Origin of the sequence: Roseibium salinum (genome assembly GCF_026240905.1) — a bacterium.
Classification (GTDB): domain Bacteria; phylum Pseudomonadota; class Alphaproteobacteria; order Rhizobiales; family Stappiaceae; genus Roseibium; species Roseibium salinum.
This window is the reverse complement of record NZ_JAPEVI010000003.1, coordinates 3,621,412-3,646,909: the sequence shown is the minus strand read 5'-3', so window position 1 is coordinate 3,646,909 and position 25,498 is coordinate 3,621,412. Positions and strand designations below refer to the sequence as shown.

At 62.0% G+C, this 25,498-nt stretch carries 22 protein-coding genes and 1 pseudogene; 11 read left to right on the top strand and 12 right to left on the bottom strand.

Going from position 1 to position 25,498, the window contains the following annotated elements; translation table 11 throughout:
• Positions 1-131 precede the first annotated feature (131 nt).
• Entirely contained in the window at positions 132-1,499 is a 1,368-nt protein-coding gene (locus ON753_RS21445; protein ID WP_265965289.1) for an RsmB/NOP family class I SAM-dependent RNA methyltransferase, read from the bottom strand.
• Positions 1,500-1,652: 153 nt separating this feature from the next.
• A complete protein-coding gene (gene htpX, locus ON753_RS21440) occupies positions 1,653-2,582 on the bottom strand; it encodes a zinc metalloprotease HtpX (RefSeq protein WP_265967222.1) in 930 nt (309 codons plus the stop codon).
• Between the two features lie 155 nt (positions 2,583-2,737).
• Here htpX and ON753_RS21435 point away from each other — a divergent pair, with 155 nt between their 5' ends.
• The gene (locus ON753_RS21435) at positions 2,738-3,001 is read left to right on the top strand and encodes a DUF1674 domain-containing protein (protein ID WP_265965287.1); all 264 of its coding nucleotides are present in this window, start codon (positions 2,738-2,740) and stop codon (positions 2,999-3,001) included.
• A 2-nt stretch (positions 3,002-3,003) separates the two neighbouring features.
• Here ON753_RS21435 and ON753_RS21430 read toward each other — a convergent pair whose 3' ends face one another.
• Positions 3,004-3,660, bottom strand: a complete 657-nt coding sequence (locus ON753_RS21430; RefSeq protein WP_265965286.1) for an SGNH/GDSL hydrolase family protein — start codon at positions 3,658-3,660, stop codon at positions 3,004-3,006.
• Between the two features lie 255 nt (positions 3,661-3,915).
• On the opposite strand from ON753_RS21430, the gene ON753_RS21425 reads away from it, so the two are divergent.
• From ON753_RS21425 to ON753_RS21400, 6 genes and pseudogenes are all read left to right on the top strand, one after another.
• Positions 3,916-5,667, top strand: a complete 1,752-nt coding sequence (locus ON753_RS21425; protein WP_265965284.1) for a cation:proton antiporter domain-containing protein — start codon at positions 3,916-3,918, stop codon at positions 5,665-5,667.
• 182 nt (positions 5,668-5,849) lie between these two features.
• Positions 5,850-7,072 (top strand): annotated as a pseudogene (locus tag ON753_RS21420) (aminotransferase class I/II-fold pyridoxal phosphate-dependent enzyme).
• On the top strand, positions 7,069-9,801 hold the full coding sequence (locus ON753_RS21415) for a DNA translocase FtsK (RefSeq protein ID WP_265965283.1): 2,733 nt from the start codon (positions 7,069-7,071) through the stop codon (positions 9,799-9,801). Before ON753_RS21420 ends, ON753_RS21415 begins: the two are co-directional and overlap by 4 nt.
• 172 nt (positions 9,802-9,973) lie before the next feature.
• A complete protein-coding gene (locus ON753_RS21410; protein WP_265965281.1) occupies positions 9,974-10,633 on the top strand; it encodes an outer-membrane lipoprotein carrier protein LolA in 660 nt (219 codons plus the stop codon).
• A 75-nt stretch (positions 10,634-10,708) separates the two neighbouring features.
• The gene (locus ON753_RS21405) at positions 10,709-11,686 is read left to right on the top strand and encodes an ATP-dependent carboxylate-amine ligase (protein ID WP_265965279.1); all 978 of its coding nucleotides are present in this window, start codon (positions 10,709-10,711) and stop codon (positions 11,684-11,686) included.
• Between the two features lie 235 nt (positions 11,687-11,921).
• Positions 11,922-12,044: a hypothetical protein gene (locus tag ON753_RS21400; protein ID WP_265965277.1), complete on the top strand. Its 123-nt coding sequence runs from the start codon at positions 11,922-11,924 to the stop codon at positions 12,042-12,044.
• 206 nt (positions 12,045-12,250) lie between these two features.
• Here ON753_RS21400 and ON753_RS21395 read toward each other — a convergent pair whose 3' ends face one another.
• Complete coding sequence (locus tag ON753_RS21395) at positions 12,251-12,454, bottom strand: DUF1737 domain-containing protein (RefSeq protein ID WP_265965275.1); 204 nt, start codon at positions 12,452-12,454, stop codon at positions 12,251-12,253.
• Between the two features lie 311 nt (positions 12,455-12,765).
• Here ON753_RS21395 and ON753_RS21390 point away from each other — a divergent pair, with 311 nt between their 5' ends.
• A complete protein-coding gene (locus tag ON753_RS21390) occupies positions 12,766-13,536 on the top strand; it encodes a sulfotransferase (protein ID WP_265965272.1) in 771 nt (256 codons plus the stop codon).
• Positions 13,537-13,605: 69 nt separating this feature from the next.
• On the opposite strand, the gene ON753_RS21385 is transcribed toward ON753_RS21390, so the two are convergent.
• Together ON753_RS21385 and yddG are read right to left on the bottom strand one after the other, a co-directional pair.
• Positions 13,606-14,490 carry an HpcH/HpaI aldolase/citrate lyase family protein gene (locus ON753_RS21385; protein ID WP_265965271.1) on the bottom strand — a complete coding sequence of 295 codons (885 nt, stop codon included), beginning with the start codon at positions 14,488-14,490 and terminating at the stop codon, positions 13,606-13,608.
• Positions 14,491-14,843: 353 nt separating this feature from the next.
• Positions 14,844-15,743, bottom strand: coding sequence for an aromatic amino acid exporter YddG (gene yddG, locus ON753_RS21380; RefSeq protein WP_265965269.1), 900 nt, complete (start codon positions 15,741-15,743; stop codon positions 14,844-14,846).
• A gap of 201 nt (positions 15,744-15,944) precedes the next feature.
• On the opposite strand from yddG, the gene ON753_RS21375 reads away from it, so the two are divergent.
• On the top strand, positions 15,945-16,406 hold the full coding sequence (locus tag ON753_RS21375) for a GNAT family N-acetyltransferase (RefSeq protein WP_265965266.1): 462 nt from the start codon (positions 15,945-15,947) through the stop codon (positions 16,404-16,406).
• Between the two features lie 90 nt (positions 16,407-16,496).
• Here ON753_RS21375 and ON753_RS21370 read toward each other — a convergent pair whose 3' ends face one another.
• Positions 16,497-17,546: a DUF2125 domain-containing protein gene (locus tag ON753_RS21370; protein ID WP_265965264.1), complete on the bottom strand. Its 1,050-nt coding sequence runs from the start codon at positions 17,544-17,546 to the stop codon at positions 16,497-16,499.
• Positions 17,547-17,647: 101 nt separating this feature from the next.
• Here ON753_RS21370 and ON753_RS21365 point away from each other — a divergent pair, with 101 nt between their 5' ends.
• Entirely contained in the window at positions 17,648-18,178 is a 531-nt protein-coding gene (locus tag ON753_RS21365) for a gamma-glutamylcyclotransferase (protein ID WP_265965262.1), read from the top strand.
• Between the two features lie 110 nt (positions 18,179-18,288).
• Here the strand turns inward: ON753_RS21365 and ON753_RS21360 are convergent, their stop codons facing one another.
• The gene (locus ON753_RS21360; protein ID WP_265965260.1) at positions 18,289-19,794 is read right to left on the bottom strand and encodes a PAS domain-containing methyl-accepting chemotaxis protein; all 1,506 of its coding nucleotides are present in this window, start codon (positions 19,792-19,794) and stop codon (positions 18,289-18,291) included.
• 294 nt (positions 19,795-20,088) lie between these two features.
• On the bottom strand, positions 20,089-20,748 hold the full coding sequence (locus tag ON753_RS21355; RefSeq protein WP_265965259.1) for a GntR family transcriptional regulator: 660 nt from the start codon (positions 20,746-20,748) through the stop codon (positions 20,089-20,091).
• Between the two features lie 270 nt (positions 20,749-21,018).
• Between ON753_RS21355 and ON753_RS21350 the strand changes: the two genes are divergently transcribed.
• On the top strand, positions 21,019-22,476 hold the full coding sequence (locus ON753_RS21350; RefSeq protein WP_265965257.1) for an NCS1 family nucleobase:cation symporter-1: 1,458 nt from the start codon (positions 21,019-21,021) through the stop codon (positions 22,474-22,476).
• A gap of 206 nt (positions 22,477-22,682) precedes the next feature.
• Here ON753_RS21350 and ON753_RS21345 read toward each other — a convergent pair whose 3' ends face one another.
• From ON753_RS21345 to ON753_RS21335, 3 genes are all read right to left on the bottom strand, one after another.
• Positions 22,683-23,459 (bottom strand): lysophospholipid acyltransferase family protein, encoded by a 777-nt coding sequence (locus ON753_RS21345; RefSeq protein WP_265965254.1) that lies wholly within the window; start codon positions 23,457-23,459, stop codon positions 22,683-22,685.
• A 92-nt stretch (positions 23,460-23,551) separates the two neighbouring features.
• On the bottom strand, positions 23,552-24,097 hold the full coding sequence (locus ON753_RS21340; RefSeq protein WP_265965253.1) for a YdcF family protein: 546 nt from the start codon (positions 24,095-24,097) through the stop codon (positions 23,552-23,554).
• A 210-nt stretch (positions 24,098-24,307) separates the two neighbouring features.
• A complete protein-coding gene (locus tag ON753_RS21335) occupies positions 24,308-25,348 on the bottom strand; it encodes a cell division protein FtsX (protein ID WP_265965251.1) in 1,041 nt (346 codons plus the stop codon).
• Between the last annotated feature and the right edge of the window lie 150 nt (positions 25,349-25,498).

The window sequence follows — 25,498 nt, the reverse complement described above, 5'->3', positions numbered from 1 at the left end:
CACAAAACCATCCCTGTGACTGATGGTTTATGCGCGACGATGGGAGTTCTCCGGTGTTACCTAATGAAAACGAAGCATTAAGGTTAGCATTTCATTTAGAGAATCATTGCAAATGAAGAGTTTATTCCGCGTTAAAACCGACGGAACCGGGCTGCGAAAAAACCGTCCATACCCGTTGATTCCGCTGCGGTACCCGCTTTATGGCACGGCAGACAGCGAAGATACCCCTCTTTCGTGACGCAATCGCCCAGGCCGCCGATCTCTTTCGGATCGATCGGCACCAGCCCGACCTTGCCCGATTGCCGCTCCACAAACGCCGCGGCCTGCGCTTCGCCCTCCTGCGGCTCCAGCGAACAGGTGCAGTAGACGATCAGTCCGCCGGGCTTGACCCAGGAAACGGTCCGGTCCAGCAGGTCGCGCTGAATTTCGCTCAGCTTTTCAACGTCGTAAGCTTGCTTGATCCAGGGCACATCGGGATGCCGCCGGATCGTGCCCGTCGCGCTGCAGGGGGCGTCGAGCAGGATGACGTCGAAGGGCTCCTGCGGTTCGAACGCCCTGGCATCGGCGGCAACCGTTGTGACGCTCAGTCCCAGGCGGGCCATGTTCGCCTCCAGCCGCTTCAGGCGGTTCCTGGAAATATCGACCGCCGTCACCTCGGCCCCCGCCGCGGCGAGTTGCGCCGTCTTGCCGCCGGGCGCGGCACATATATCGGCGGCCGTCAAACCCCGGACGTCGCCCAGGAGACGCGCCGGCAGGGCGGCGGCGGCGTCCTGGACCCACCATTCGCCGGCCTCGAAGCCCTCGAGCGCTTCGACAGGCCCCTTGCGGGTGAGGCGGACGCTGCCCGCCCCGACAACCTCGCCCTCGAGTTTTTTTGCCCAGCCTTCCGGGTCGGATTTGACGGTCAGATCGAGCCCGGCCTCGCCTTGATGGGCCCTTGCGATCGCGCCGGCGGTTTCCTCGCCATAGGCGCTGCGCCAATTTTCCAGCAGCCAGTCCGGCGTGTTGAGGCTGTCTGCCTCGAGATCCGCGGTCACCTCGTCCCGCTCCCGGCCGAGACGGCGCAGCACGCCGTTGACCAGGCCCTTGTAGGGTCGTGCGCGGCGGTCCGCCGCGGCATGGTCGACCGCAAGCGACACGGCCGCGCGGTCGGGAATATCGAGGAACAGCATCTGGGCGATCGCCACATGCAGGATGTCGACAACCCGGCCGGTCTTTTCCGGGATGCTGCGGTCGAGCAGCCGGTCGAGGATTTCCGAGATTTCCCCCCGGTGCCGCAGCGCCGCGCCGATGATGGCCCGCGCCAGCGCCCGGTCGTTGGCGGCAAGCTGCCGGAATCCGGAATGAGCCTCGAGCTCGCCATCCAGCGGCCGCCTCTTGTGGACCACGTTACCGAGAATATCGGCGGCCGCCTTGCGGACGGCAAAGCCGGGCTTGTGGGAGGTCTCCGGCGCCAGTTCGCCTGAAGGTTTCGGGTTCGTGTGCGGCCGTTTGTTCACGGAAATATCCTTGACCGGTCGCCGGTCCGCAGATGAGGCCGGCAGGTAAAAATCAAGCGCCGCAAACCGGTCGTCCGGTTGCGGCGCATTGGAGCGATCATACCCGCTCGCGCTGGCACAAGGCAAAGGGCTTTTTGCCCGGCCGGGCGCCGCCTATCCCCAAGGGCCCTTGGGGCGGCTTTCGCGGGACCCGGTTTGCGGCACGGCGGACGAACGGCCGGAGAACGACCGCCCGCCGGCTGCCGGACCCGCATTGGCCAGCTTGCGCAATTCGTCGATGCGGTTCTGGGTGTTCGGGTGGGTGGAGAACAGATTGTCCATCCGCTCGCCCGACAATGGGTTGATGATGAACATATGCGCCGTTGCCGGGCTCGCCTCGGCATCCGGATTGTGGATGCGCTTCACGCCGCCGGCGATCTTGCCGAGAGCAGACGCCAACCAAAGGGGCTGGCCGCAGATCTCCGCGCCCATGCGGTCGGCCGCATATTCGCGGGTTCGCGAAATCGCCATCTGCACGACCATCGCCGCAAGGGGAGCCACGATCATCATCAGCAGAACCCCGACGATGCCGAGCGGGTTGTTCCGGTTTCCGCCGAAGAAGAACGCGAAATTGGCAAGCATGGAGATTGCACCGGCAATCGTTGCCGTGATCGTCATGATCAGGGTGTCGTGGTTCTTCACATGGGCAAGCTCATGGGCCATCACCCCGGCGATTTCTTCCGCTGTCAGCATATCGAGCAGGCCGGTCGTGGCCGCCACGGCAGCGTTTTGCGGATTGCGGCCCGTAGCAAATGCGTTGGGCTGCGGATTGTCGATGAGATAGACCTTCGGCATCGGCAGGTCGGCATTGCTTGCCAGCCGCTGCACCATGCGGAAGAGCTCCGGCGCAGTGCGTTCATCGACTTCCCGCGCGTGATGCATGCGCAGGACCAGCTTGTCGGCATTCCAATAGCTGAAGAGGTTCATGGCCGCGGCAACGGCAAGGGCGATTATCATGCCGCCCTGGCCGCCGATCATGAAACCGATCCCCATGAAGAGGGCGGTCATCGCCGCCAGAAGCATCGCGGTGCGAACGTAGTTCATCGCAGCGTTTTCCGTTTCCTGTTCCCGATCTCCGGTCACCGGACCGGGAGCGCCCATCGCGCTCGGTTCCGGAATGAAGATGGGGACTGCTGCCATTCTTGGCAAGATTGCACTATATGGGTGACGAGACCGTAGTCCTAACGACAAGCGAAGCAATGACGCACAAACCTGAAGACCCGGCCACCGCCTATACCCAGTCCCAGGCGCCTTCCCTCAAGACGGAGGTGGAAAGCGCGCCGAAGAAGCGCTTCGAAGACCTGCCCCCCGCGGCCCAGCGCGCGCTGCAGGAAGCCGAAGAGCGGCGCAGGCAGATCGACGCGAAACAGAAAGCCATGGCGGCGGAGATCAACGGTCGCGGCGGGCTGGAGCCGACCCGCTATGACGATTGGGAGATCAAGGGCCTGACGGTGGATTTCTAAGGTCAGGCTTCCGCCAGCCTGCGCACCTGATCCGCCACCGCCCCTGCCAGAGCCGCCTGCGGCTCGGCATCGAAATGGATGGCGTCGACCCGGCTGGCGGAAATCACGGTGCCCGCATCGAAGAATGAGGCGCCGTATTCCGCCGCCTTTTCCCGGTAGCAGTCGGCCAGCCTGTGTGATTCCCGGTAGCTCTGCTCGCTGAACTGGGCTGCATAGGGCGTCCCTTCAATCGGCGCGAGCGGCGGCGGCGACATGAGCAGCACCTTCGGCGGCCGTCCCTCAACATCGTCGGTGGACCTGCGGACAAAATCCAGGAGGCGCCCGATGGCGATCGCGATGGTTTCGGCATTCATGCCGAATCGCGCCTGCAGGTCGTTCGTGCCGAGCATGAGCACCAGGATATCGATCGGCATATGCGTCTTGCGGACCGTTTCCAGATGCGCCAGTCCGTTCTTGTCGCCCTTCACCGGGTCTTCGAAGACTGTCGTCCGGCCGTTGACGCCTTCCTCGATCACATAGAAGCCCGGCCCGAGATCCTTCTGCATAAGGCGTGTCCAGCGGATATCGTGGCCGTACCGGGACCTGTCGAGCGGATTGAACCCCCATGTGAGGGAATCCCCGAAACAAACGACGGAAATCGGATCGTTTCTTGCCGGCATGGGAAACTCTTTTGAATCAAATGGAAATGCTCGGGAACGACACTAAGCAATATCCGGCAAGCCGACAATTGCATCTGTTGCCCAATGGTGTTCGGCTGCTTTTCTCCTCCCGGCCGGAGCGTGGGGCAGGGACGGGCCCTCGTCACGGAAATTGCAAGTCGTCACGCTTTTTCCGGAAAGTCACAGCAGCAACGTATACTTATAAAATGGATAGAAAGATCGACGCACCGAGCGCGGAAGGAGCCTGCAGCCGGAATGCCCCATAGCCCTCTTATACCGACGATCGTAATTGGACTGGTTCTGGCATTCATTCTGGGAACGCTCGCCAATCGCCTGCGCTTGTCGCCGCTCGTCGGCTATCTGCTCGCCGGTGTCGCTGTCGGGCCGTATACGCCGGGTTACGTGGCCGATCAGACGCTCGCGCGGGATCTTGCGGAGATCGGCGTCATTTTGCTCATGTTCGGCATTGGCATTCAGGTCGCGCCGAAAGAGCTGCTTTCGGTGAGAAGAATCGCGATCCCCGGCGCTGTCCTGCAGATTTTCGCTGCCACCGCATCTGGGGCGGGACTCGCCTGGGCCATCGGATGGCCGGTGGAAAGCGGCATCGTCTTCGGTCTCACTCTCTCGGTGGCCAGCACGGTGGTCGTGACACGTATTCTCGACGAACGCCGTCAGATCGACACCCAGGCGGGTCACATTTCCATCGGATGGCTCATTGTTGAAGATCTCGTCATGGTCCTCGCCATCCTGCTGTTGCCGACGCTTGCCGAAATTACAGGAAGCGCCGGCACCTCGGCCGGGACGCCTGTTGCAGTTTCCCTTCCGGCGATCCTGACCGGCATCGCGATCACGATCGGCAAAGCCGCGGCTTTCGTCGCCATCATGCTGGTGGTCGGGCAGCGGGTCATCCCGTGGATTCTTCATTACATCGCACATACCGGATCGCGCGAACTCTTCCGCCTTGGCGTGCTGGCGCTTGCGCTTGGGGTCGCGTACGGGGCAGCCGAACTCGTCGGCGTTTCGTTTGCCCTCGGTGCGTTCTTTGCCGGGTTGGTGCTGAGCGAGTCACAGCTCAGTCAGAGAGCTGCCGCAGAAGCACTTCCTCTGCGCGATGCCTTCGCCGTTCTGTTCTTCGTGTCGGTCGGCATGCTGTTCGACCCCACCATCTTCATCCGGGAACCCTGGCTTGTATTCGGTGTGGTGGTCGTCGTCACGGTGATCAAGCCGGCTGCGGCGTTCCTGGCGATGCATGCGTTTCGCTACCCGCTGGGTGTGGCCCTGACCGTTGCAGCGAGCCGGACCCAGATAGGTGAATTCTCCTTCATCCTGGCCGGTATCGGCGTCGGACTCGGTCTGTTGCCCGAAGAGGGACGTGATCTCGTCCTGGCGGGCGCCATGGTCTCCATCATCGCAACGCCCGCGTTCTTCCTGGCGCTCGACCGGGCAAAGCCGTTATACGCGAGTGCCGCCGATGCAGCTTCCGCACGCCCACCGGCGGAGGGACCCACCGAGACGGAGACCTTCTCCATCGGCGAAACGACACCGACGGACCTTGCGGATCACACCATCATTGTCGGCTTTGGCCGGGTCGGCAGTGTCATATGTGATGCTCTGCTGCACGAGGGCAGAAAGATTGTGGTGGTCGAAGAACGCCGTGCGCTCACAGCCCAGTTGAACGATCGCAAGATCGACGTGATCTGCGGGCATGCCCCGGCTCCGGACGTGATGAAAGCGGCAAACTTCGCCTCGGCTCAACAGCTGTTCATCGCCGTTCCCGACGGCTTCGAGGCCGGACAGATCGCCACTCAGGCCCGCTCCGCGAACCCGGGCCTGCAGATCATCGCACGTGCTCATTCCGACGAAGAGGCGGAACACCTGCGGAAATACGGTGCCGATATTGCCATCGTGGCCGAGCGTGAGCTTGCTCAAGCGATGCTGGCGCACGTCTCCACGAAATCCGAGGAGATCAAAGACCCGCATCCCGCGGCGCAAGAGGTCCGGAGTTAAGGGCCATTGCTGCCTTTGCAGGAACGACAGGAGATGGCTGCACAAAAGCGAAATCTGCCGAGTGCACATAAATCAGACAATTGCGTGAAAGAACCGCCGCCTGCACCCTTGGTTAATAAGAGATTTACCAAGGGGACGATAGGGTCGGGTCCAAGTTATGCGTATGGAATGCCGGATCATTCATGATTGCCAGCCCAACAGCCTATAAGCGCGGCGCCTCGCTGCCGAGCTCCAATCCCTTTCAGCGCCTTGCCGACCTCCTGGACGGCGAGACGCCGGGTCTCGACCCGATCATCATGACGATCGGCGAGCCGCAACATGCGATTCCCGATTTCACGGCGGAGGTTCTGGCCGAGAATATGGCCGGTTTCCGCCGCTATCCGCCGATCAACGGGTCGCCCGAGTTCCGGGCAGCGGTCGCCGCATGGCTCGACCAGCGCTATGACCTGGGCGGCATGATCGATGTCGAGCATGGCGTCCTGCCGCTGAACGGCTCGCGCGAAGGCCTTTCCTTCGGCGCCATTGCCGCCCGCGACCAGCTGGAGAAGGGGCTCGATCACCCCGTGGTGATTCTGCCCAATCCCTTCTACCAGACCTATGCCGCCGCGGCCCACGTGGCAGATGCCCGGGCGGTTCTGCTCGACGCGTTTGCCGAAAACGATTTTCTGCCGGATCTCGACAGTCTCGATCCGGACCTCCTCGACGAGACCGTCGCCTTCTACATCGCCTCGCCGACCAATCCGGAAGGCCGTGTGGCCGGCATTTCCTTCTGGCAGCGCCTGATCGCGCTCGCCCGCAAGCACCGCTTCTTCATCTTCGCCGACGAATGCTATTCGGAGATCTACCGCACGACGGCGCCCCCGGCATTCTGGAGGCGGCCAGGGCGCTGGGCGGCGATTTTTCCAATATTGTCGTGCTGAACTCCCTGTCGAAGCGCTCGAACCTCGCGGGCCTGCGCTGCGGGTTCGCGGCGGGCGATCCGGAGTTCCTGCGAAAATGGGCCCGGTTTCGCGGTCTTGCCGCGCCGCAGGTTCCCCTGCCCGCGCAGGCGGTCGCCGTGCGCGCCTATCAGGACGAGGCCCATGTCATCGAGAACCGGCGGCTATATAACGAGAAATTTGAAGTGGCAGAGCGGTATTTGCGCCCGATTCTTGGCCCGGTCACCCCAGAGGCCGGTTTTTTCCTGTGGCTGGACGTCGGCAAATGGGGCGACAGCGTCTCCGTGACGAGAAGGTTGTGGCGCGACAGCGGGGTCAAGGTTTTGCCGGGCAGCTATCTGGCATCCGATCAGGCGGACGGCAGCAATCCCGGTCGCAACTACATTCGCGTCGGTCTGGTCGCACCGTTGAAGCAGACCGAAATTGCTCTTGAACGATTGGCAAACTGGTTGGGGGACAACGCATGAGACGGGCCAGCGTAACGCGCGGAAACGGCCGCCGGTCTTCGGTCGATTTTCTGGACACCGAAAGCCCGCTGAAGCGCTTTCTCCGGCGGAACCTGGTCGGAGCGGCGGGCCTCGGCATCGTCGCGGTGGCCGCCATGCTGGCGGCCAGCCTTGCGACATGGTCGGTCAGCGATCCGAGCCTCAACCATGCAACCGAAGGCCCGGTGCGCAATGCGCTTGGCGCACCGGGCGCGATCCTGGCCGATATCCTGATGCAGACCATCGGCCTGGCAACGGCCGTCTTCCTGGTGCCGCTGGTGCTGTGGGGCTGGCGGCTTCTGACCGGCCATGCGCTCGGCATCGGCCGCAAGCGTCTCGTTTTCTGGCTGACCGGCTCCGCCCTGGCCGCCGGGGCCCTTGCCGCGCTGCCCGTGCCGGAAAGCTGGCCGCTGCCGACCGGCCTTGGCGGCTTCTTCGGCGACACGGTTCACCGCATCCCGGCCCTGATCACGTCCAACATGACGAGCGGCGCCGCGACGATATTCGGCAGCCTCGGTCTCGGCGTTCCGGCGGTCCTTCTTCTGCTGGCCGCGGCCGGCTGGCTCGGCCGGGCGGGAGAACCCGCCGTCCGCATCGAGCCATCGACTGCTCCGAAGGGCCACGGCAAGTCGATCGAGGACGAGCTTGGGCTCGACGAGGAGGAAGGCGAATCCCGCCTCAGCCTGTTCGCCAGCGCCCTTGTCGGCCAGATGGAACATTGGAGACTTCAGTCGATCGCCCAAGTGCGGCGCCTGGCCGGCCTCAAACGGTCGCAGCCGCGTCACGATGACGAATTCTGGGAGGACGACGACGCGGACGACGAACTTGGAGATACCCGCCAGGGCAGCCGGCTGAAGGCCTTCCGCCGCGCTCTGGCCGGCCGGCTGATGCCGGAAGTCGATGACGGTCTCGAGGAGCTCTACAAGCGCGGCCGCAATGCCGGCGATGAGGATCACGACGACCCCTATGCGGACGATTCTTACGATGACGAGGGCGACACCTTCGACCCGGACGATCTGTTGATCGACAAGGGCCCTGTCGCGGGCCGCCCGGCCGCTCCGGTCGGCATCGCCGCGCCGGAGCCGGCGGAGCCGGCCCCGCAATCCGGCCGCGTCATCCCCCCGGCCCCGCGCCCGAAGCAGAGCAAGCGGGCCATCGAAGAGGCGCAGCCGTCTTTCCTGGGCGCCCAGGAACAATACGAGCTGCCGCCGCTGCGCCTGCTGGCGGAACCGAAGACCGGCGGTAAGATACCCGGCCTGTCCGCAGATGCGCTGGAGCAGAATGCCCGCATTCTCGAAGGTGTGCTCGAAGATTTCGGCGTGCGCGGCGAGATCATCGAAGTGCGCCCGGGCCCGGTTGTGACCCTCTACGAGCTGGAGCCCGCGCCGGGGATCAAATCCTCGCGCGTGATCGGCCTTGCCGACGACATCGCCCGCTCCATGAGCGCGATTTCCGCGCGTGTCGCGGTGATTCCGGGCAAGAATGCCATCGGCATCGAACTGCCGAACGCGCGCCGCGAGACGGTCTATCTGCGCGAATTGCTGGCCGCCCAGGACTTCGAGAAATCCAAGGCCAAGCTGGCTCTGGCGCTCGGCAAGACCATCAACGGCGAGAGTGTCGTCGCCGACCTGGCGCGCATGCCGCACCTCTTGGTCGCCGGAACGACGGGATCGGGCAAGTCCGTCTCGATCAACACCATGATCCTGTCGCTGCTCTACCGGCTGACGCCGGAGCAGTGCAAGCTGATCATGATCGATCCGAAGATGCTCGAACTGTCCATCTATGACGGCATTCCGCATCTGCTGACGCCGGTCGTGACCGACCCGAAAAAGGCCGTTGTCGCCCTGAAGTGGACCGTCCGCGAGATGGAGGACCGCTACAGGAAGATGTCCAAGATGGGCGTGCGCAACATCGACGGCTTCAACACCCGCGTCAAACAGGCGCTGGACAAGAACGAGACCTTCACCCGCACCGTGCAGACGGGTTTTGACCGCGATACCGGCCAGCCCATCTACGAGGAGGAAAACCTGCCGCTCGAGCCGATGCCGTATATCGTCGTCATCGTCGACGAGATGGCCGACCTGATGATGGTCGCCGGCAAGGACATCGAGGGCGCGATCCAGCGGCTCGCCCAGATGGCCCGTGCCGCCGGTATTCACCTGATCATGGCGACCCAGCGTCCGTCGGTCGACGTCATCACCGGTACCATCAAGGCGAACTTCCCGACCCGTATCTCCTTCCAGGTGACGTCGAAGATCGACAGCCGCACGATCCTGGGCGAAATGGGCGCCGAGCAGCTGCTCGGCATGGGCGATATGCTCTACATGGCCGGCGGCGGCCGTATCCAGCGCGTCCACGGTCCGTTCGTCGCCGACGACGAGGTCGAGGAAATCGTCAAGCACCTGAAGGTGCAGGGCGCACCGCAATATCTGGAATCCGTTACCGAAGAAGAGGACGATACGGACAGCCCCTATGACGGCGGAGGGCTTGCGGGCGGCGATGACGGTAACGATCTGTATGACAGGGCGGTCGCCATCGTCCTGCGGGACAAGAAGGCCTCGACCTCCTATGTCCAGCGGCGTCTTTCGATCGGTTACAACCGGGCGGCATCGCTGATCGAGCGCATGGAGCAGGAGGGTCTGATCAGCCAGGCAAACCACGCCGGAAAGCGCGAAATACTGGTGCAGAACGGCAATGACGAAGACTTTTGATGTTAATATGTCAAAGGTTTGCCACACACGGTCACTAGCTAGGGCCTAAGCTTGGCGTCACGCTTCTCAATTTGAACGAACGGCGCTCGACCTCTTGTGATCGATCGACTTGTTCTGCGGCTGTACGCATCCATATGTAGGCAGACAGGTCCAACGGTTAGGACATTGCATAATGCTGAAACGCTTCGCACAACGCCTGGTCAAGCCTCTGACCCGCACGACGCTGGCAGCCGGACTGGCAGCGGCGCTGTCGCTGGCCGCCTTCACGTCCGCACATGCCCTCACGCAGCAGGAGCAGCAGACGCTCAAGGAACTGAACGGCTACTTCAATTCCGTGAAGACCATGCATGGCGACTTCATCCAGTTCGGCCCGGACGGGAGCCAGTCCGACGGCAAATTCTACATGGCCCGCCCCGGCAAGGTCCGTTTCTATTACAACAAGCCCTCCGTTCTGGACATCGTGGCTGACGGAAAGTCCGTCTCCGTACGCGACCGGAAGCTCAACACCCAGGACATCTGGCCGCTCGGCCAGACACCGCTGCGCTTCCTTCTGTCCGATACGATCAACCTGCAGAAAGACACCAACGTTACCAACGTCCTGGTCGAGGAGGATCTCGTCACGGTCACCATCGAGGACAAGACCAGGTTCAACTCCGGAACGCTGACGCTCATCTTCGACGCGGAGAACTATGCGCTGAAGCAATGGACGGTGACCGACCAGCAGGGCTATGATACATCCGTTGCCGTCTACAACGTCGTGTCCAATGGGCCGACCAATCCGGATCTCTTCGAGATCGACTATCTGGCGAACGCCCGACAGAACAAGCACTGACCGGGAGCATCCTGCATTCGCGGAAACGCGGATAAGATGCTCCGGCACTTTGAGCCGGTACGAGCAGGGTGCGACATGGCCGAAACGAAACAATCCGGTAACCGGTCGGTGGTGTTTCAGCTGCTTGAGCAGCATTGCGCAAGGACCGGTTACCGGCTTCATGTTGGCGATTCCCATGGCCATGCCGGGCTGGTGGAGAGCCCTGACGGCAGGCGCTGGTTCTTCAAGGGAACCCATTTCGACCTGAACACCCTGGGCGCTTCGGAAATAGCCGACGACAAGGCCTATGCAGCACACTTCCTGGAAGAGAGCGGCATTGCCGTTCCCGCGAGCCGGCTTGTCTTCAGCTCCGAACTCGGCAACCGCAACCACCCTCCCGCAAACGTGCTTGATTTTGCCGAGACCGGCGGCTTTCCGCTGTTCGTCAAGCCGAATGTCGGACAGGAGGGTGCGGACGTGATCCGCGTCGGTACCTATCCCGGCCTGACGCAGACGCTGCATATGCTCGCAAAGCGCCATGCGCAGCTGCTTGTCCAAGAGGAGATCAGGGGGCGCGAGCTTCGTGTCATCGTTCTGGACGGGGAGGTCCTTTGTGCCGTCGAACGGCACCCGCCGCATGTCACGGGGGACGGAAAGCTCACCCTCGCGGAGCTGATTGCGGCGCAGGACAGGGTGGACCCCTCCGACGGCCGCATCGAATGTGAACTGGCCCGGCAGACCATGAGCCTGGAAAGCGTTCCGGAACCGGGCACGAGGGTGAGGCTTTTGCCGGTCGCCAATCTCTCGTCCGGCGGATCGGCAAGCATCGTCATTGCCGAAGACCTTGCCCCGGAAACCGCCTCGATCGCCAGCCGGGCGGCTCGAACACTGGGACTGCGCTATGCCGGCGTCGACCTGATCCTGCCGGACATCGCCTCGCCCGGAGTTGATGCGGTCGTCCTCGAAGTCAATGCCGCACCCGGCCTCGGCAATCTCTACCGGCAGGGGCTGGCGGAAGCCGAGCTCGTCAAGGGCATCTATCAAAAGGTCTTTGCCGCGATGTTCGCGGAATAATGCCGCCACGCCACCACGCGCCCGGCGTCAGCCTCTCCGCGGCTTATGCCGACCGCGACAAGGTTGAACCGGCGCTGACGTAAATCGGCATTGTCCTGAATGCTGCTGCGGATCTGGACCTCCTGGTCCGCAAGCTTGGCTCCTGAAGCTTCCGGATCGGCCGCTTGCTCTTGAGTACGCCGCCCATGCTTCGAGACGGGCCTTCAGCCCTCCTCAGCATGAGGAGGTGGGGAGGTTGGCCGGCCCTGAGTTCGCCACCTGCAACAAGAACCTCATCCTGAGGAGCCGCGACAGCGGCGTCTCGAAGGACGGGCCGCTTGCTCTTGAGTATGCCGCCCATGCTTCGAGACGGACCTGACGGTCCTCCTCAGCATGAGGGAGTGGGAGGAGCAATCGCTGAACGAGGAGCCGCTGTGCTGGGAGTCCTTGCAAGCCTGTCTGGAGGCACACCCTCATGCTGAGGAAGCGCGAAGCGCTGTCTCGAAGGATGGGCCACTTGCCCGGAGATTGCAGCCCACCCGATGTGTTTGTGGACCGCCTCCAGAGCGATTGCGCCTGGACGCCCTAGTAATCACCAAGCTTGATATCGCGGGAATATTCGCCGTCGACTTCCTTGGTGACCGCCTGGCCGCAGATCGTGGCGCCGCGCGTGGCGTCATACGTCAGCGACGGCGAGCCTGAAAGCTCCCAACCCTTGTTCAGAGCCTGGGTGACCCGGTGGCAGAACTCACTGTCGTCGATGCCGGTGATGAACCGATAAAGCTTCATTGCTGACTCTCGTTCCAAGGTGATAACGCATCCCGACAAGCTCCTAGACCATGCCGCGCAATTGGGCAATCGGCGATCGTCAGTCGGGCGCGGGCCCGCCCCGAAACTTTTCCCGGCCTTCCTGATGCCTGCGCCAGGGATCGGCTGAACAGGACAAAAAACAGCCATCATTCACGGCTCTTCTAAGCGCCCGCGCAGAAGATCGGGACCACAACCAGAACGGGATGAATTTGGCCTTGGACCATTTGATCACGCAAGCCGGTCCGACCGCACTCATCGCGCTCCGAGGTCCCTTGAGGAGATAGACACACATGTCGAAAGTGCAACCGTTGATCGAAGACAGTTTTGAGCTGCACCGGCGGTATCCCGCCTTGTACTACCCCCAGGACGGATATGTTTTTGTTGTCGCCTTCGGCCGGTCCGGATCGACCCTTACGCAGCACCTTCTGAATTCGATGCCCGGTTATTTCATCCGGGGAGAGAACGCCAACGCCCTGGTCCATTTGTGCAGGTCCGTCAACGCGATTGCCAACGAGGGCAATTTCCTGCAGCGCCAGGAGCCGCGCCGGTCGCAGATCGTGGCCGAAAGGCCCTATTTCGGCAAGATGGTCGGAACGTCCATGGATCCCTGGTTCGGAATGGAGGAAGTCGACGTCGACGAATACGCACTGGCTCTGTTCGACACGTTCGTCTCCCAGGTCCTGCGCCCGAAGGGACGCGCCCGCGTCCTCGGCTTCAAGGAGATCCGCTACCACAACGATCCGAAATTCTTCCCGAAATTCATCGACACGATCCGCAAATACTTCCCCAACAGCCGCTTCATTTTCCAGAACCGGGAGTATGAGAACGTCGTCAAATCGTCGTTCTGGAAGACCATGACGGAAGATGACGTCCGCCGCCGCTGGGAAAATTTCGAGGAAATTACCAGCACCTATGCGCAAGACAAGGATTATTGCTTCCAGCTGCGGTACGAGGACTATCTCGGCGAAACCGAAAAGCTGAGGCCCCTGTACGACTTCCTCAAGGAGCCGTTCGACCCTGAGGCGACCGCCAAGGTCCTGGCGACCAAGCTGAAACACTAGAGCATTTTTTCCACGGGCCGGCGGAAGAACGGCAAGACGATCATTCTTGCCGTTCTTCCGCCGGTTCCATCAGCTTCTCGCTGCGATGGCCTCGGCAATGGCGATCACACGCCTGCCCATCTGCGCATGCAGCCGCTCGACCATCTTGCCTTCGACCTGGATCGCGCCCTTGTCGGCGTTTTCCGGCTGATCGAATGCTTCGTTGATCTTGCGGGCCCAGGCGATTTCCTCCGGGGTGGGGCTGAAGGCGGCGTGGCAGGTGTCGATCTGCTTCGGATGGATCAGCGTCTTGCCGTCCATGCCCATCTCCACTCCTTGCGCGCATTCGGCGGCAAAGCCTTCCTCGTCCTGAAAGGCATTGTAGACCCCGTCCAGGATGTCGACACCGCCCGCGCGGGCCGCGGCCACGCAGGTCATCAGCCACGGCATCATCGCCGCCCTGCCGGGCGTCAGGCGGGCACGGGTTTCCTTTGCCAGGTCATTCGTGCCCATGACGACGCAGGAGAGCCGCACCTGCGGATCCTTGCCGCAGGCCCCGATAGCGCCGGCATTGAGCAATGCCTCTGGCGTTTCCATCATCGCCCAGAGTTTCAGATCGCGGGACGCGCCGAGAACCGCGAGCTTGAGCGCGATACGCTGCAGATCGGCGGGAGAGTTCACCTTCGGCACCAGGATCGCATCCGGCCCCGCTTTCACCGCCGCGGCCAGATCGTCTTCGCCCCAGGGCGTGCCCAGGCCGTTGATCCGGACAACAACCTCGCGCTCTCCGTATCCGCCGCCGGCAACCGCCTCGCAGATCTGGGTGCGGGCAAGCTCCTTGGCATCCGGCACGACGGCATCTTCCAGATCCAGAATCAGGCAATCGACATCCAGCGTCTTCGCCTTCTCCAGCGCCCGGGCGTTGGAGCCGGGCATATAGAGAGCGGATCGACGGGGTCTGATACCAACCGTCATTGATTATGCCCCATCTGACCGAGTTTTCGGACCGTCCGGCGAGCAGCGCTTCGCAGGGCGATGCGGGGCATCGGCCAAGAAGCGCGACGACGTCCAGGCGTTTCGAAAACACGGCCTTCGGTGGACCATATCGGCCCGCCGGACGTCGTTGCATCGCTTGCCCGACCGGACGGTCGCGCTGCGCGACGCGCCTCGCCGACAAACCGATATGGTCCATCAGATGAGTCATAATCAATGACGGTTGGTATGAGATCTGTGGTCATCGGCGGTCCTGTGGCCTGGCGAAACGGAATTCCGGTTAACGTACCGGATCGCGGGCGTGAGTGAAATTGTCCGAAAGGGGAAAGGCGCGGTCATTCCGCCGGGCGCGGCTTGCCGCGCGCGCCAAGGATCATGTCCTTCGCCGCGACGACGGCCCCCAGCGTGATGGCAAGGCAGGCGAGCCCGACGGACAGGGTCAGCGCGCCAAATCCGAAAGCGATCAGCAAAAGCGTCGAAAGCAGCGGCGCGGAATAGGCCGCCGCGCCGAGAACCTGGATGTCGCCCCGCTTCACGCCGATGTCCCAGGTGAAGAACGCGAGCCCGACCGGAAACAGCGCAAGGGCGGCGATCGACGCCCATTCCGACGGCTGGGACGGCAGCACGGTTTCTTCCAGCGCCAGATGGCACAGGCCGGAGAGCAGCGCCGTCATCAGGCAGAAGCCCGCGACGGCCTCAGTCGGAACGGACCCGAGCCGGCGCGAGAGAACCGAATAGCTGGACCAGAACAGGGAGGAGGCGATCGCGGCCCCGTATCCGAGCGCCGATCCGCCCGAGAAGGCGATGCCGTCGCCGCCGGAAATCAGCAGGACAGCTCCGGCCAGTCCGAGCAAGGTTCCGATGATGTGGTGAAGCCGCAGCTTCTCGCCCGGCAGCAGCGCCGAGAACAGCACGATCAGCAACGGCCAGGTGTAGTTGATCAGGTTCGCCTCCACGGGCGGCGCGTTCCGGATGGCGGTGAAATAGAAGAAATGGAAGCCGAACAGCCCGAGCGTCCCGAAAGCCCAGACCCTCAAGGGCTGGCGCAGCAGGGCCAGTTTGCCCGAGACCGCGAGCCAGACGAGCGCCAGGCTGCCGGAAATCCCGAAACAAAGCGCATTCAGCAGAAAGGGCGGAACCTGGCCGGATCCCGCACCGAAAAGCCCGAGCGTTGCCCACATGAGGACAGCGCTCAGTCCGATCATCGTTGCCCTCAGCCGTCCCGCATCCGTCATCATCAGGTCCCGTTGCCCAAAAACCTTCCGCTCATGGCACAAAACCGCGGTCGCTGCATCCAAAAATCCGCATAACCGCTGGGAATGGTCGGCCCTGCCGGCAAAGGGCCTCGGGCAAATTTGATAGAGGTCCTTGATCCCCGCTCGGATTTAGGGACATTGTGTGGCTCACTTCAATGATTTGCCACTTCTGGGGAATTCATGACGAAAACGGAAATCAGGGTCCTGGGGCCGGATGATGCCCACAAGCTTGCGCCGCTCATTGCCGAAAATGCGCAGGCGCTGAAACGCGGCGCGCCGCGCCGTCCCGACGAGTATTACGCCACGCGGATCCTCGGCGACAAGACCGCCGAGGTCATCGGTGCCTTTCAGGACAAAAAGCTGGTCGGTTTTGCGGTCTATTTCGACCTGCCGGAACTGATCACCGGACTGCGCATCGGCCAGATGGACGACATTTACGTGCATCCGGACCATCGCAACCAGGGCATTGGCCGCAAGATGATCGAGTCCCTGGAGGTCGAGGGCAAGAAACGCGGCTGGCTCCACCTGCGCTGGCTCGTCCCGGGCAAGAACACGCCCGCCGTTGCCCTTTACGAAAAGATCGCCGAGCCCGATCATCGCAAGAGCTACCTGATCCCGATCGACCGGATTTCCGGAGACTGACGGGCCCAGCGCACATCCTTGCCGGCAAGTCAGGGGCGGCAATGCAGGGGCAGTCCTGCCCCGCACACTGCTCGGCGTGGGGCAAATGCCCTACGTCCCCGTCTGAAACAGGGGCGGGATCCGGCCGAGGGGCAGGAAGCCGACGCGGACGGATCCGTGATCGATTGTCATGGTCAGCGCGATCGACTGGACGCCGTCCATGTCGGTTGCCGTCGGCTTCAGGCTGTCGACGACGCCTTTCACCAGCGCGAACCTGTTGTCGTCCGGCGGGAAGAACGGCTTCAGCGACTGCAGCAACTGGTCCGCATTGCCGAGCGTAACGTCCAGCGCACCGGAGAGCGTTCCGTCGCCGTGAAGGACAAGATCGCCACTGGCGCCGATGCGGCTTTCGCCGAGCGAGGCTTCAAGCAGAACCAGTTCGACCGGCAATGCACCCTCGTTCATGCGGACCAGGCTTGCGGGATGGGCGCCTGCCAAAAGGGCCGTCCCATCCGTGATCCGCAAGTGACCGCGCAGGCTGACGGCTTCGTGAAGCTCGGGCAGGGATTTCAGCTGCAGGTCATTGATCGAGACGAAGCTGTCCAGCGCCTCCGGCCGGTCCGGCGCCTGCCTCAGGTGCACCTCGGCCTTGTCCGCGGCGAAGCGGCCCGTCGAAACTGCATTCTCAAAGGCCGCTTCCGGACCGCCGATGACCGCATCGAGCTCTCCCAGGCCGCTTTGCGTGAACTTGATGCTGGCCCGGGCCGTCTCCCAGGTGATATCGCCCGCAAGGCCCTGAAAGGGTATCTCCACGGCCGCAGGAGGCTTGGCTTCGAAGATCACGTGCCGGGGATTGTAGATCAGCGCGACCGCATTGAGCCCGCCGAGCGACGCGGCGGCGCCCGCGCGGTCCTGGGAGCGCATGTCCAGGCAGCTGACCTCATAGCGGAACGGATACCCGGCAATCGCCAGATCCCGGCAGGAAAGGTCCACGCCGTTCTGCGCCATCGTGTTCATCTGCCTGTCCAACTGGCCGGCCAGGACGGAGCGCCCGTAAAACCAGGCGCCGGACCAGCCTGCGGCGACGAGAACGATGAGGCCGATCAGCACCATATAGCGGCGTCTTGAGGATTTCGGCGGTGTCGGTGCGTCGTTTGTCACGTTTCAAATACTCTCTTCTGGACAGACTGCCTGTGACTCAGCATTGAATCGACCGGCCCGGATTGCTATCTCCGCACCTGCGAACGAGAAAACAGGTCGATATGAGCGATTTTTGGGTATTTGGCTACGGATCATTGATGTGGAACCCGGGATTTGATCACCTGCGCGCCGAACCGGCCCTGTTGCGGGGCGGTCATCGTGCGCTGTGCGTCTATTCCTGGGTACACCGCGGCACCGAGCAAAGGCCCGGCCTCGTGTTCGGACTGGACAATGGCGGCGCCTGCAGGGGCATGGCCTATCAGGTCCATACGGACACCTGGCCGCAAACGCTGGACTACCTGCGCGCCCGCGAGCAGACCACCATGGTCTATAAGGAGCACTGGCGCAACGTCGTGCTTGAAAGCGGCGACAGGGTGCGGGCGCTGGTCTACATGGTCGATCATCGTCATCCCCAGTATGCCGGTGCGCTGCCGCTGGAAAAGCAGCTCGACATCGTGATCGGCGCGGTCGGAAAGTCCGGCGCCAACCCGGAATATGTCATCAACACCGCGGCCCACCTGGAAGAAATGGGCATCGCCGACAGGGGCATTGCCTGGCTGGCGGACCAACTGAAGGGACTGGCGATCAGTTAGGCTCGGTGGCATAGGGGCAGGTGCCAGGCTGATGCATCTTCAATCGCTCCAGGGTCCGCACCCTGGACGCACGGACCCTGGAACTATCTGAATGCCACAGTCGGTTGACGTCACATCAAGGATTGTGAGGCTTCCTTGACGTTCCTTGTTGCTGCATCTATCTGCGCCGTGACCGAGGAAATCGACTGCATGTTTGTCGTGATCAGTTCGACGCCCTGAGCCGCGAATTGCATGTTGGCGGAGATATCGTTGGTAACGGCGGTCTGCTCTTCAACCGCAGATGCGATTCCCGCCGCAATATCCCCGACATTGTTGATCACAGCCATGATCGCTTCGATAGCCTTTACCGCCTGACCGGTCGTCTCTTGCATCGTGCCAATCTGGTTGGAGATCTCTTCCGTCGCCTTGCTGGTCTGTGATGCCAGGTTCTTCACTTCGGAGGCGACCACGGCAAAACCCTTGCCGGCTTCTCCTGCGCGTGCCGCTTCAATCGTAGCGTTCAAGGCCAGAAGATTGGTCTGATCGGCAATGCCATTGATCAGTTCGATGACCGAACCGATCGTCTTGGCATCTTCGGATAGGCCCGACATGATTTCGCTGGATCGTTCCGCTTCCTGGACCGCGTTCTGGGAAACGTCGAGTGCGGTTTGAACCTGACGGCTGATTTCCTGAATGGACGCCACCAGTTCCTCGGCTGCCGCAGCGACAGTCTGGACGCTTGAAGACGTTTGTTCCGAAGCGGAGGCCGAACTGGTTGCCTGCTCCTTCGCGCTAGAGATCGCCTTTGCAATCTCGGACAGATCCTCGTCAATACGCTGCTGCACGACAATGCGACGCTGGCGTTCCAACACCTGGGCGGTGATATCGCTGGCGAATTTCACGACCTTGTACGGGCGGCCGGCCGAATCGAAGATCGGGTTGTAGGTCGCCTGGATCCAGACCTCCTTGCCCGCCTTGCCGATACGCTTGTACTCATCCGCCTGGAATTTCCCTTCGGCCAGATCGCTCCAGAAGCGCCGATAGTCATCGCCTTTGCGCGCGCTCCCTTCAATGAACATGCTGTGGTGCTTGCCCTGTATCTCGTCGAGTGTATAGCCAAGGGCGTGCAGGAAGTTGTCGTTTGCCACCAGGACCGTACCGTCCATGTTGAATTCGATCACCGCCTGCGATCTGCCAAGAGCGTCCAGCTTGGCGTGATATTCCACGTTCTGAAGCCGTTCAGCGGCATCAGCCCACTCGACAACGGTGCCGATACGCTTGCCACCCTTGCGAATATGATTGGCAACCAGGTCGAAAGACCTCTTGCCGACCCTGATGGTTGCCCGGTGTGTGGACGTTAGACCGTCCAACACACCTCTTTGATTTGCCGGGTTCTTGTGAAAGATGTCGATGGACTTGCCAACAAGCTGATCCGCCCGAAAATCGGGAAACATTTCGCGGATGTCGTCTTCAGCTTCGGCAAGGAGATCGAGAACCGCCTTGTTCATATAGGTGATTTTGTAGTCAGGATCCGCAATCATTACATTTGCGGACAACTGCTCAATGGCCGAAGAGATTAGTCGTTTTACTGAATTCCCAAACATTTCTAACCTACTTGTTCGCAAGTAAATATGCATATTAACTATAAGATCAAGATCTTAATAAAATATAACGCAATGACGCATATGTTATAATCAAGAAACACTAGATTATTTAGTTGAAATTTATTGGTATTCACCCTTAGGTGATTGCGACATGGCAATATTGCCCATATCAAATGGCCATCGCATTGAAACGCTGCCCTTCAAAAAGGCGGCAACAGACTTTTCTGTCGTAACGCGCGGCAGCCGCCACCTGCCTCACCGGCCGTCTGCAAGATGATTTCGAATCACCTCCCGATCGGTTTGGGAAATTCGCTTTGTCGCCAGGCTTCAGGCTACGACACCCCACCAGCGCAGGGTCTGGTCGCAGTGATGCTTGAGCGCCGCGGTTGCGGCAGCCGCATCCCGCTTCTTCAGAGCGTCGATGACGGCCAGATGCTCTTCCATCGCGGAAACGATGCGGTCGTGAAGAAAGGGCCGCGCGTTCTGGATTATGGCGATGCGGATGCGGTTGGAATCATAGGCGGCTGCGAGCTGCGAATTACCGAGGCCTTCGGCAAGGTAGTCGTGCAGCGACAGATCCACCCGGATCGCCTTGGAAGGCAAATGGCCGGCCGAGTCTCCCGTTGCCTCCTCGAGCAGGGTTTCATGCCTTCGCTGCAGGTCGTCCAGCCCTTCCAGGTCACCGCCTGAAATGCGCCGCCGCGTGCCCTCCTGGTCCAGGACCATGCGTGTGTCGAGGCATTCGCGGATGATGTCAGGGCTCGCCTCCAGTACCTGCACGCCGCGTTTCGGCAAGGTCGACAGGAACCCCTGCGCGCTGCCCTGCTTCACCGCTTCGCGGACCGGGGCGATGGGATATTCGAGAAGATCGACAAGTTGCGACATCGACACGAATTGGCCGTTGCGAAGCGTGCCGGTCCGCAATGCGGACACGAGCGCCTGATACGCCTTGTCCGTCAGCAGCTCGCCTTTGATCGCTTCATTCATGGTCTCTCCCCGCATCGGCGGGTGCTCGATCCCTTCCGAACGAACGACCGAAAGCCGTTCGATTGCAAAGTGCCGGAGCACCTCGTCCCGAATTCATTTCGAACCCTGGATGCACCAGGGATTGTCAAGCAAACCGATGAAGTCCTGCTTGAAATTCATGGTAGTTTGTCAACTATAATGTCTCCTAAAATGTCAGATGCAAGTGGAAACTGTCGCGATGCCCAAAAACATCGCGCGGCCGCTTGGGAGGGCGGTCACAAGGAGGAGAACATGGCCAATCTACCTGGAAATTCAGAGCCGCGGGACGGCGGGCTCTACAACGAGGATCTGGCGCCGATTCCGGCAACGGAGCGCAAATGGGGCGCATTCGAGATCTTCAACGTCTGGAACAACGACATCCAGAGCCTCTTCGGCTACACCCTGGCCGCATCTCTCTTCATCACCTACGGCCTCAATGGCTGGGCGGTGTTCGCCGCGATCGTGCTGGCGGGTTTCATCGTCATGGTCCTTGTGAACCTGACCGGTCGTCCTTCGGTCAAGCATGGCGTGCCCTATCCCGTGATCGCGCGGGCATCGATGGGTGTCTACGGCGCGCGCTTTCCGGCGCTGGTCCGCGGCGTGGTCGCGATTTTCTGGTACGGTGTCCAGACCTATTTCGCCTCCACGGCCGTGGCACTGCTGCTCAATACCCTTCTCGGCCTTGAGGGTGGCACCGAATTCCTCGGCATGACGGCCGTCGGCTGGCTCTCCTACCTGATCGTCTGCGTGTTCCAGGTCGCCCTGTTCATGAAGGGCATCGACTGGGTCGGCAAGTTCCTGAACTGGGCCGGACCTTTCGTCTACCTGGTCATGATCGCGCTCTGCCTCGTGATCTGGTGGAAGGCGGGCAACGGCATCTTCGCGGCACTCGGCACCATTTTCGAGGGCAGCGAAGCCACCGATCCGCGCCATCCCGTCGCCGCTTTCGTCGCGGTCGTGGGCACCATGATCGCCTATTTCGCCGCGGTGGTGATCAATTTCGGCGACTTCTCCCGCTTCGTCTCGAACGAAACCGCAATGAGGCGCGGCAACTTCTGGGGCCTGCCGGTGTCGATGGCGTTCTTCTCGTTCATCGCGCTGTTCGTGACCGCCGGCACCGTCGTGCTGTTCGGTGAAAAGCTGGTGAACCCGGCCGATATCGTCGAGCGCGTCGACAATGTTCTGCTGACGCTTATCGCCGCCGTAACATTTTTCGCGGCAACTGTCGGGATCAACCTCGTGGCGAACTTCATTCCGCCCGCTTACGACATCGCCAATCTCAACCCGGAAAAGATCTCGGCGAAGACCGGAGGCATCATCACCGCGGTTATCGCCTTCTTTATCGGCGCGCTGTGGGTGAGCGTTATTTCCAACATCGGAGTTGCAGCCTTCGTCGACACGCTGGGTGCCTTCCTGGCGCCGCTCTACGGCATTCTCGTCGCGGACTATTACCTGGTGCGCAAGCAGGTCATCGATGTCGACGACCTGTTCTCGTCCGACCCGGCCGGCAGCTATTACTACAACAACGGCTGGAACATGAAGGCCATTCTCGCCTTTGCGGCAGCCGCGCTGTTCTCGGTTGCCACGGTATGGGTGCCGGCGCTCGCGGACCTGTCCGGCTATGGCTGGGTAATCGGTGCCGTTCTGGGCGGCGGCCTGCATGTCGGCCTCACCCGCCTTCAGGTGGCCCAGGCCAAGGCTGTCCACTGATCGACAACAAGGGTGCCCTGCGTTCAGCCGAATGCAGGGTGCTCCAAATCCCGCGGTATGGTCTCAGCGGGTTGATGCCGTATCAGCACCTCTGACTGATGCAGCAAACTTGACCGCTCCGAAGACGGAGCGGTCTTTTTTTGTCATCTGATCTCAAAGTGGTAAAGAGCCGGCGGTTTCGCGCCCTTTACGCTGGCCCACGGTCCCTAAGCCGTACGGGCGCCGCGCAGGCCGTCCACCTGTTCGAGCACCGGAGAGGGCCGGGAGGCCTGACGGGCTTCCTCGATCAGCCGGTCGCTGGCCGCCTCGATCTCGGCCACCATGGTCTCGTAGAACTTGTCGGCCGGCAGGCCGGGTTCGATCGGCGGCAGGATCTCGACGATCACGGTGCCCGGATAAACCTTCCAGGAGGCGCGCGGCCAGTAGAGACCGGCATTATGGGCAATCGGCACGACCGGGCACCCCAGGTCCTTGTAGAGATGGGCAATGCCGAACTTGTATTTGGGCTCCGCACCGGCCGGGCGGCGGGTGCCTTCCGGAAAGATCAGGATCTGCCGCCCTTCCGCGATGGCTTCCTTGGCCGCCTGCATCATCGCCTTCAGCGCCTCGGAGCGCCGGCCGCGGTTGATCGGGATCTGCCTGAACTTCGCCGTGTACCAGCCGAAGATCGGGATCCAGCGCAATTCCCGCTTCAAAATGAACGTGGGGCTGGAAAAGAGCGGAATGAGCGCCACGGTCTCCCAGGCCGACTGATGCTTCATCGCCGCAATCAGCCCGCCCTCCGGCAGGTTCTCCCGGCCGCGGATCTCCACCTTGATCCCGGCCAGAACGCGCATCAGCAGCTGAAGCGCCCGCGACCAGGTCGGCACGACCCACCACCCCCATTTGCGCGGCAGCAGCAGGGCCGGTGAAAACACGATCATCAGAACCAGGGTCAGCAGATAGAACAGAATCTGAAAAACGGTAGAGCGCAATAAAAGCATGGCACCTTGAGAACTGGTAGGGGCAGGTGGCTCACGCGGGAGCCTTCCGCTAGCTGGTCGATGTCAACCGCTCAGCCATGCCCTGACCGCAGTCAGCGCACACCCAGCACGGTGATCCGGAGTCTGGCGACGATATACTTCACATATTCGCGCATGAGAAGCCGCATCGTTGTCGGCTCGCGATACCACCTGTCCAGATTCAGGTCTGTGGAGAACACCGGATAGGCGATCAGATCGACATCCGGCAGGGCACCGGACAGTTCTGCTTTCGCCCGTGGCAGGTGATAGGCGCTGGTCACGACCAGAAGCGAGGAAAATCCGTTCTTGCGGACCCAGTGGGCCGTCTCCAGTGCATTGCCGGCCGTGTTGAGCGCAACCCGGTCCAGGTCGACGCTGGCTTCCTCCAGGGGCATGCTTGAGGACGTGACCGCCGCGAGCTGTTGCCGCGTCGTGCCCGGATGAACGCCGGAGATCAGGAGACGGTTGGCCCTGCCTTCCTCCAGCAGACGCACGGCCTCGTTCACGCGGGCCTGGCCGCCGGTCAGAACGACGATGGCATCCGCGTTCGCGGTGTCCGGCACTTCGGCGCTGGCAATGGTGTGTGCGAACCAGGCAAACTGACTCAGGGCGCCGGCCATCAACGCGCCGATTACGGCGACGAACAGGATCCGCAGCCCGAACCTTTTTGCCGGCCGCCGGGTGCCCTGGCACCGGCGTCCTCGGCCGGCAGATTTTCCGGAACGGTGGCGGCAGCGTCTTCCAAAGCGGGGTCTATGACTGTGTCAGCATGCGTCATGGTGCAACCATGATAGTTGATTCGGCCAATTTCGCGGCATTACGCTTGAAAATCAATCCACTTTCGCAAGATGCGCCTTGACCGCGAGGCCGGACGTCAGCGCGGTGAGGATGGCGACAAGGAAAACGATCCCGAAAACACCGAAGTATCCCGGCAGACTGACCGACACCGTCCCGAACAGCGCCGACAGCTGGTCGGAGCCCGCCTGACCAGAGCTCTGCCGGGTGAGCATGTCCAGGATCACGAAGCAGAATATCGCCGTAAGACCTCCAGAAACGCCGCCTTTCAGGCCGAGCATCAGGAAGTGCCGCTGGAACTCCCGGGCAATGAATCCGTCTTCCGCGCCGACCAGGTGAAGCACCGACACGACGTCCTTGTTGCCGGCCATGGCCGATTGCGTTGCAAAGACGACACTGAGCACCATCGACCCCAGCATGAGGATCATGATCACAAATCCGCCGACCACAACGGCACCCGCCATGGCCGAAAGCTGTGAGGTCCAGACCGAATGGTCATCGACGCTTGCACCGGCGACTGACTGGGAAACCTGGGATTTGAGCTGTGCCAGGTTCAGCTGCTCCGGATCGCTGACCGTGATCTGAATGAGCCGCGGCACGGGAAGGCCCTCCAGGTCCAGCCCCTCTCCAAGCCACGGTTCGAGAAGATCCTTGGTTTCCTCGTCGGAAAGGGCACGAACGGATCCGATGCCGGGAAACTCCTGCGTAAGGGCCACCGCCTTGTCGATCTCCCGCAGCATGTCGACGCCTTCCGTCGGGCGGATCTGGATCGTGATTTCGCGGACGAGATCGTTCTGCCAGGCGTCCGCGGCCTCCCAGACCACGGAGACGGCGCCAACGGTCAGGCAGGCCAGGAAGCTCATGATGGCGACGACCAGGGTCAGTGCACGCCCTGCCACGGACTGCGGCGGCACGATCGGTGCGGACGGCCGGAGCTTGGCATCGTCGCCCGGCTCCCGGCTTTTCGGCTTCTTTGCAGCCTTGCGCTTCGGCCGGCCCACCCGCGCGGCGCGCTTCGGCGGCCTCACTCTGACGGCGGGCGCCTGCGTCGCTTTGTCGTCTTCGGACTGTGCCATTCTGCCGCCCAGGGTCAGACCCGTGAATAGGGTTGAAATGGTATGAGCCAATGTGGCCGCCTTCATGGTCCCGCACGACGGCGGCAAAGTCGACCCGGGCGCGCCTCAACGGTAAACCATGCGGTTTGCAGGCAGGCCCGCTCTGCGCGC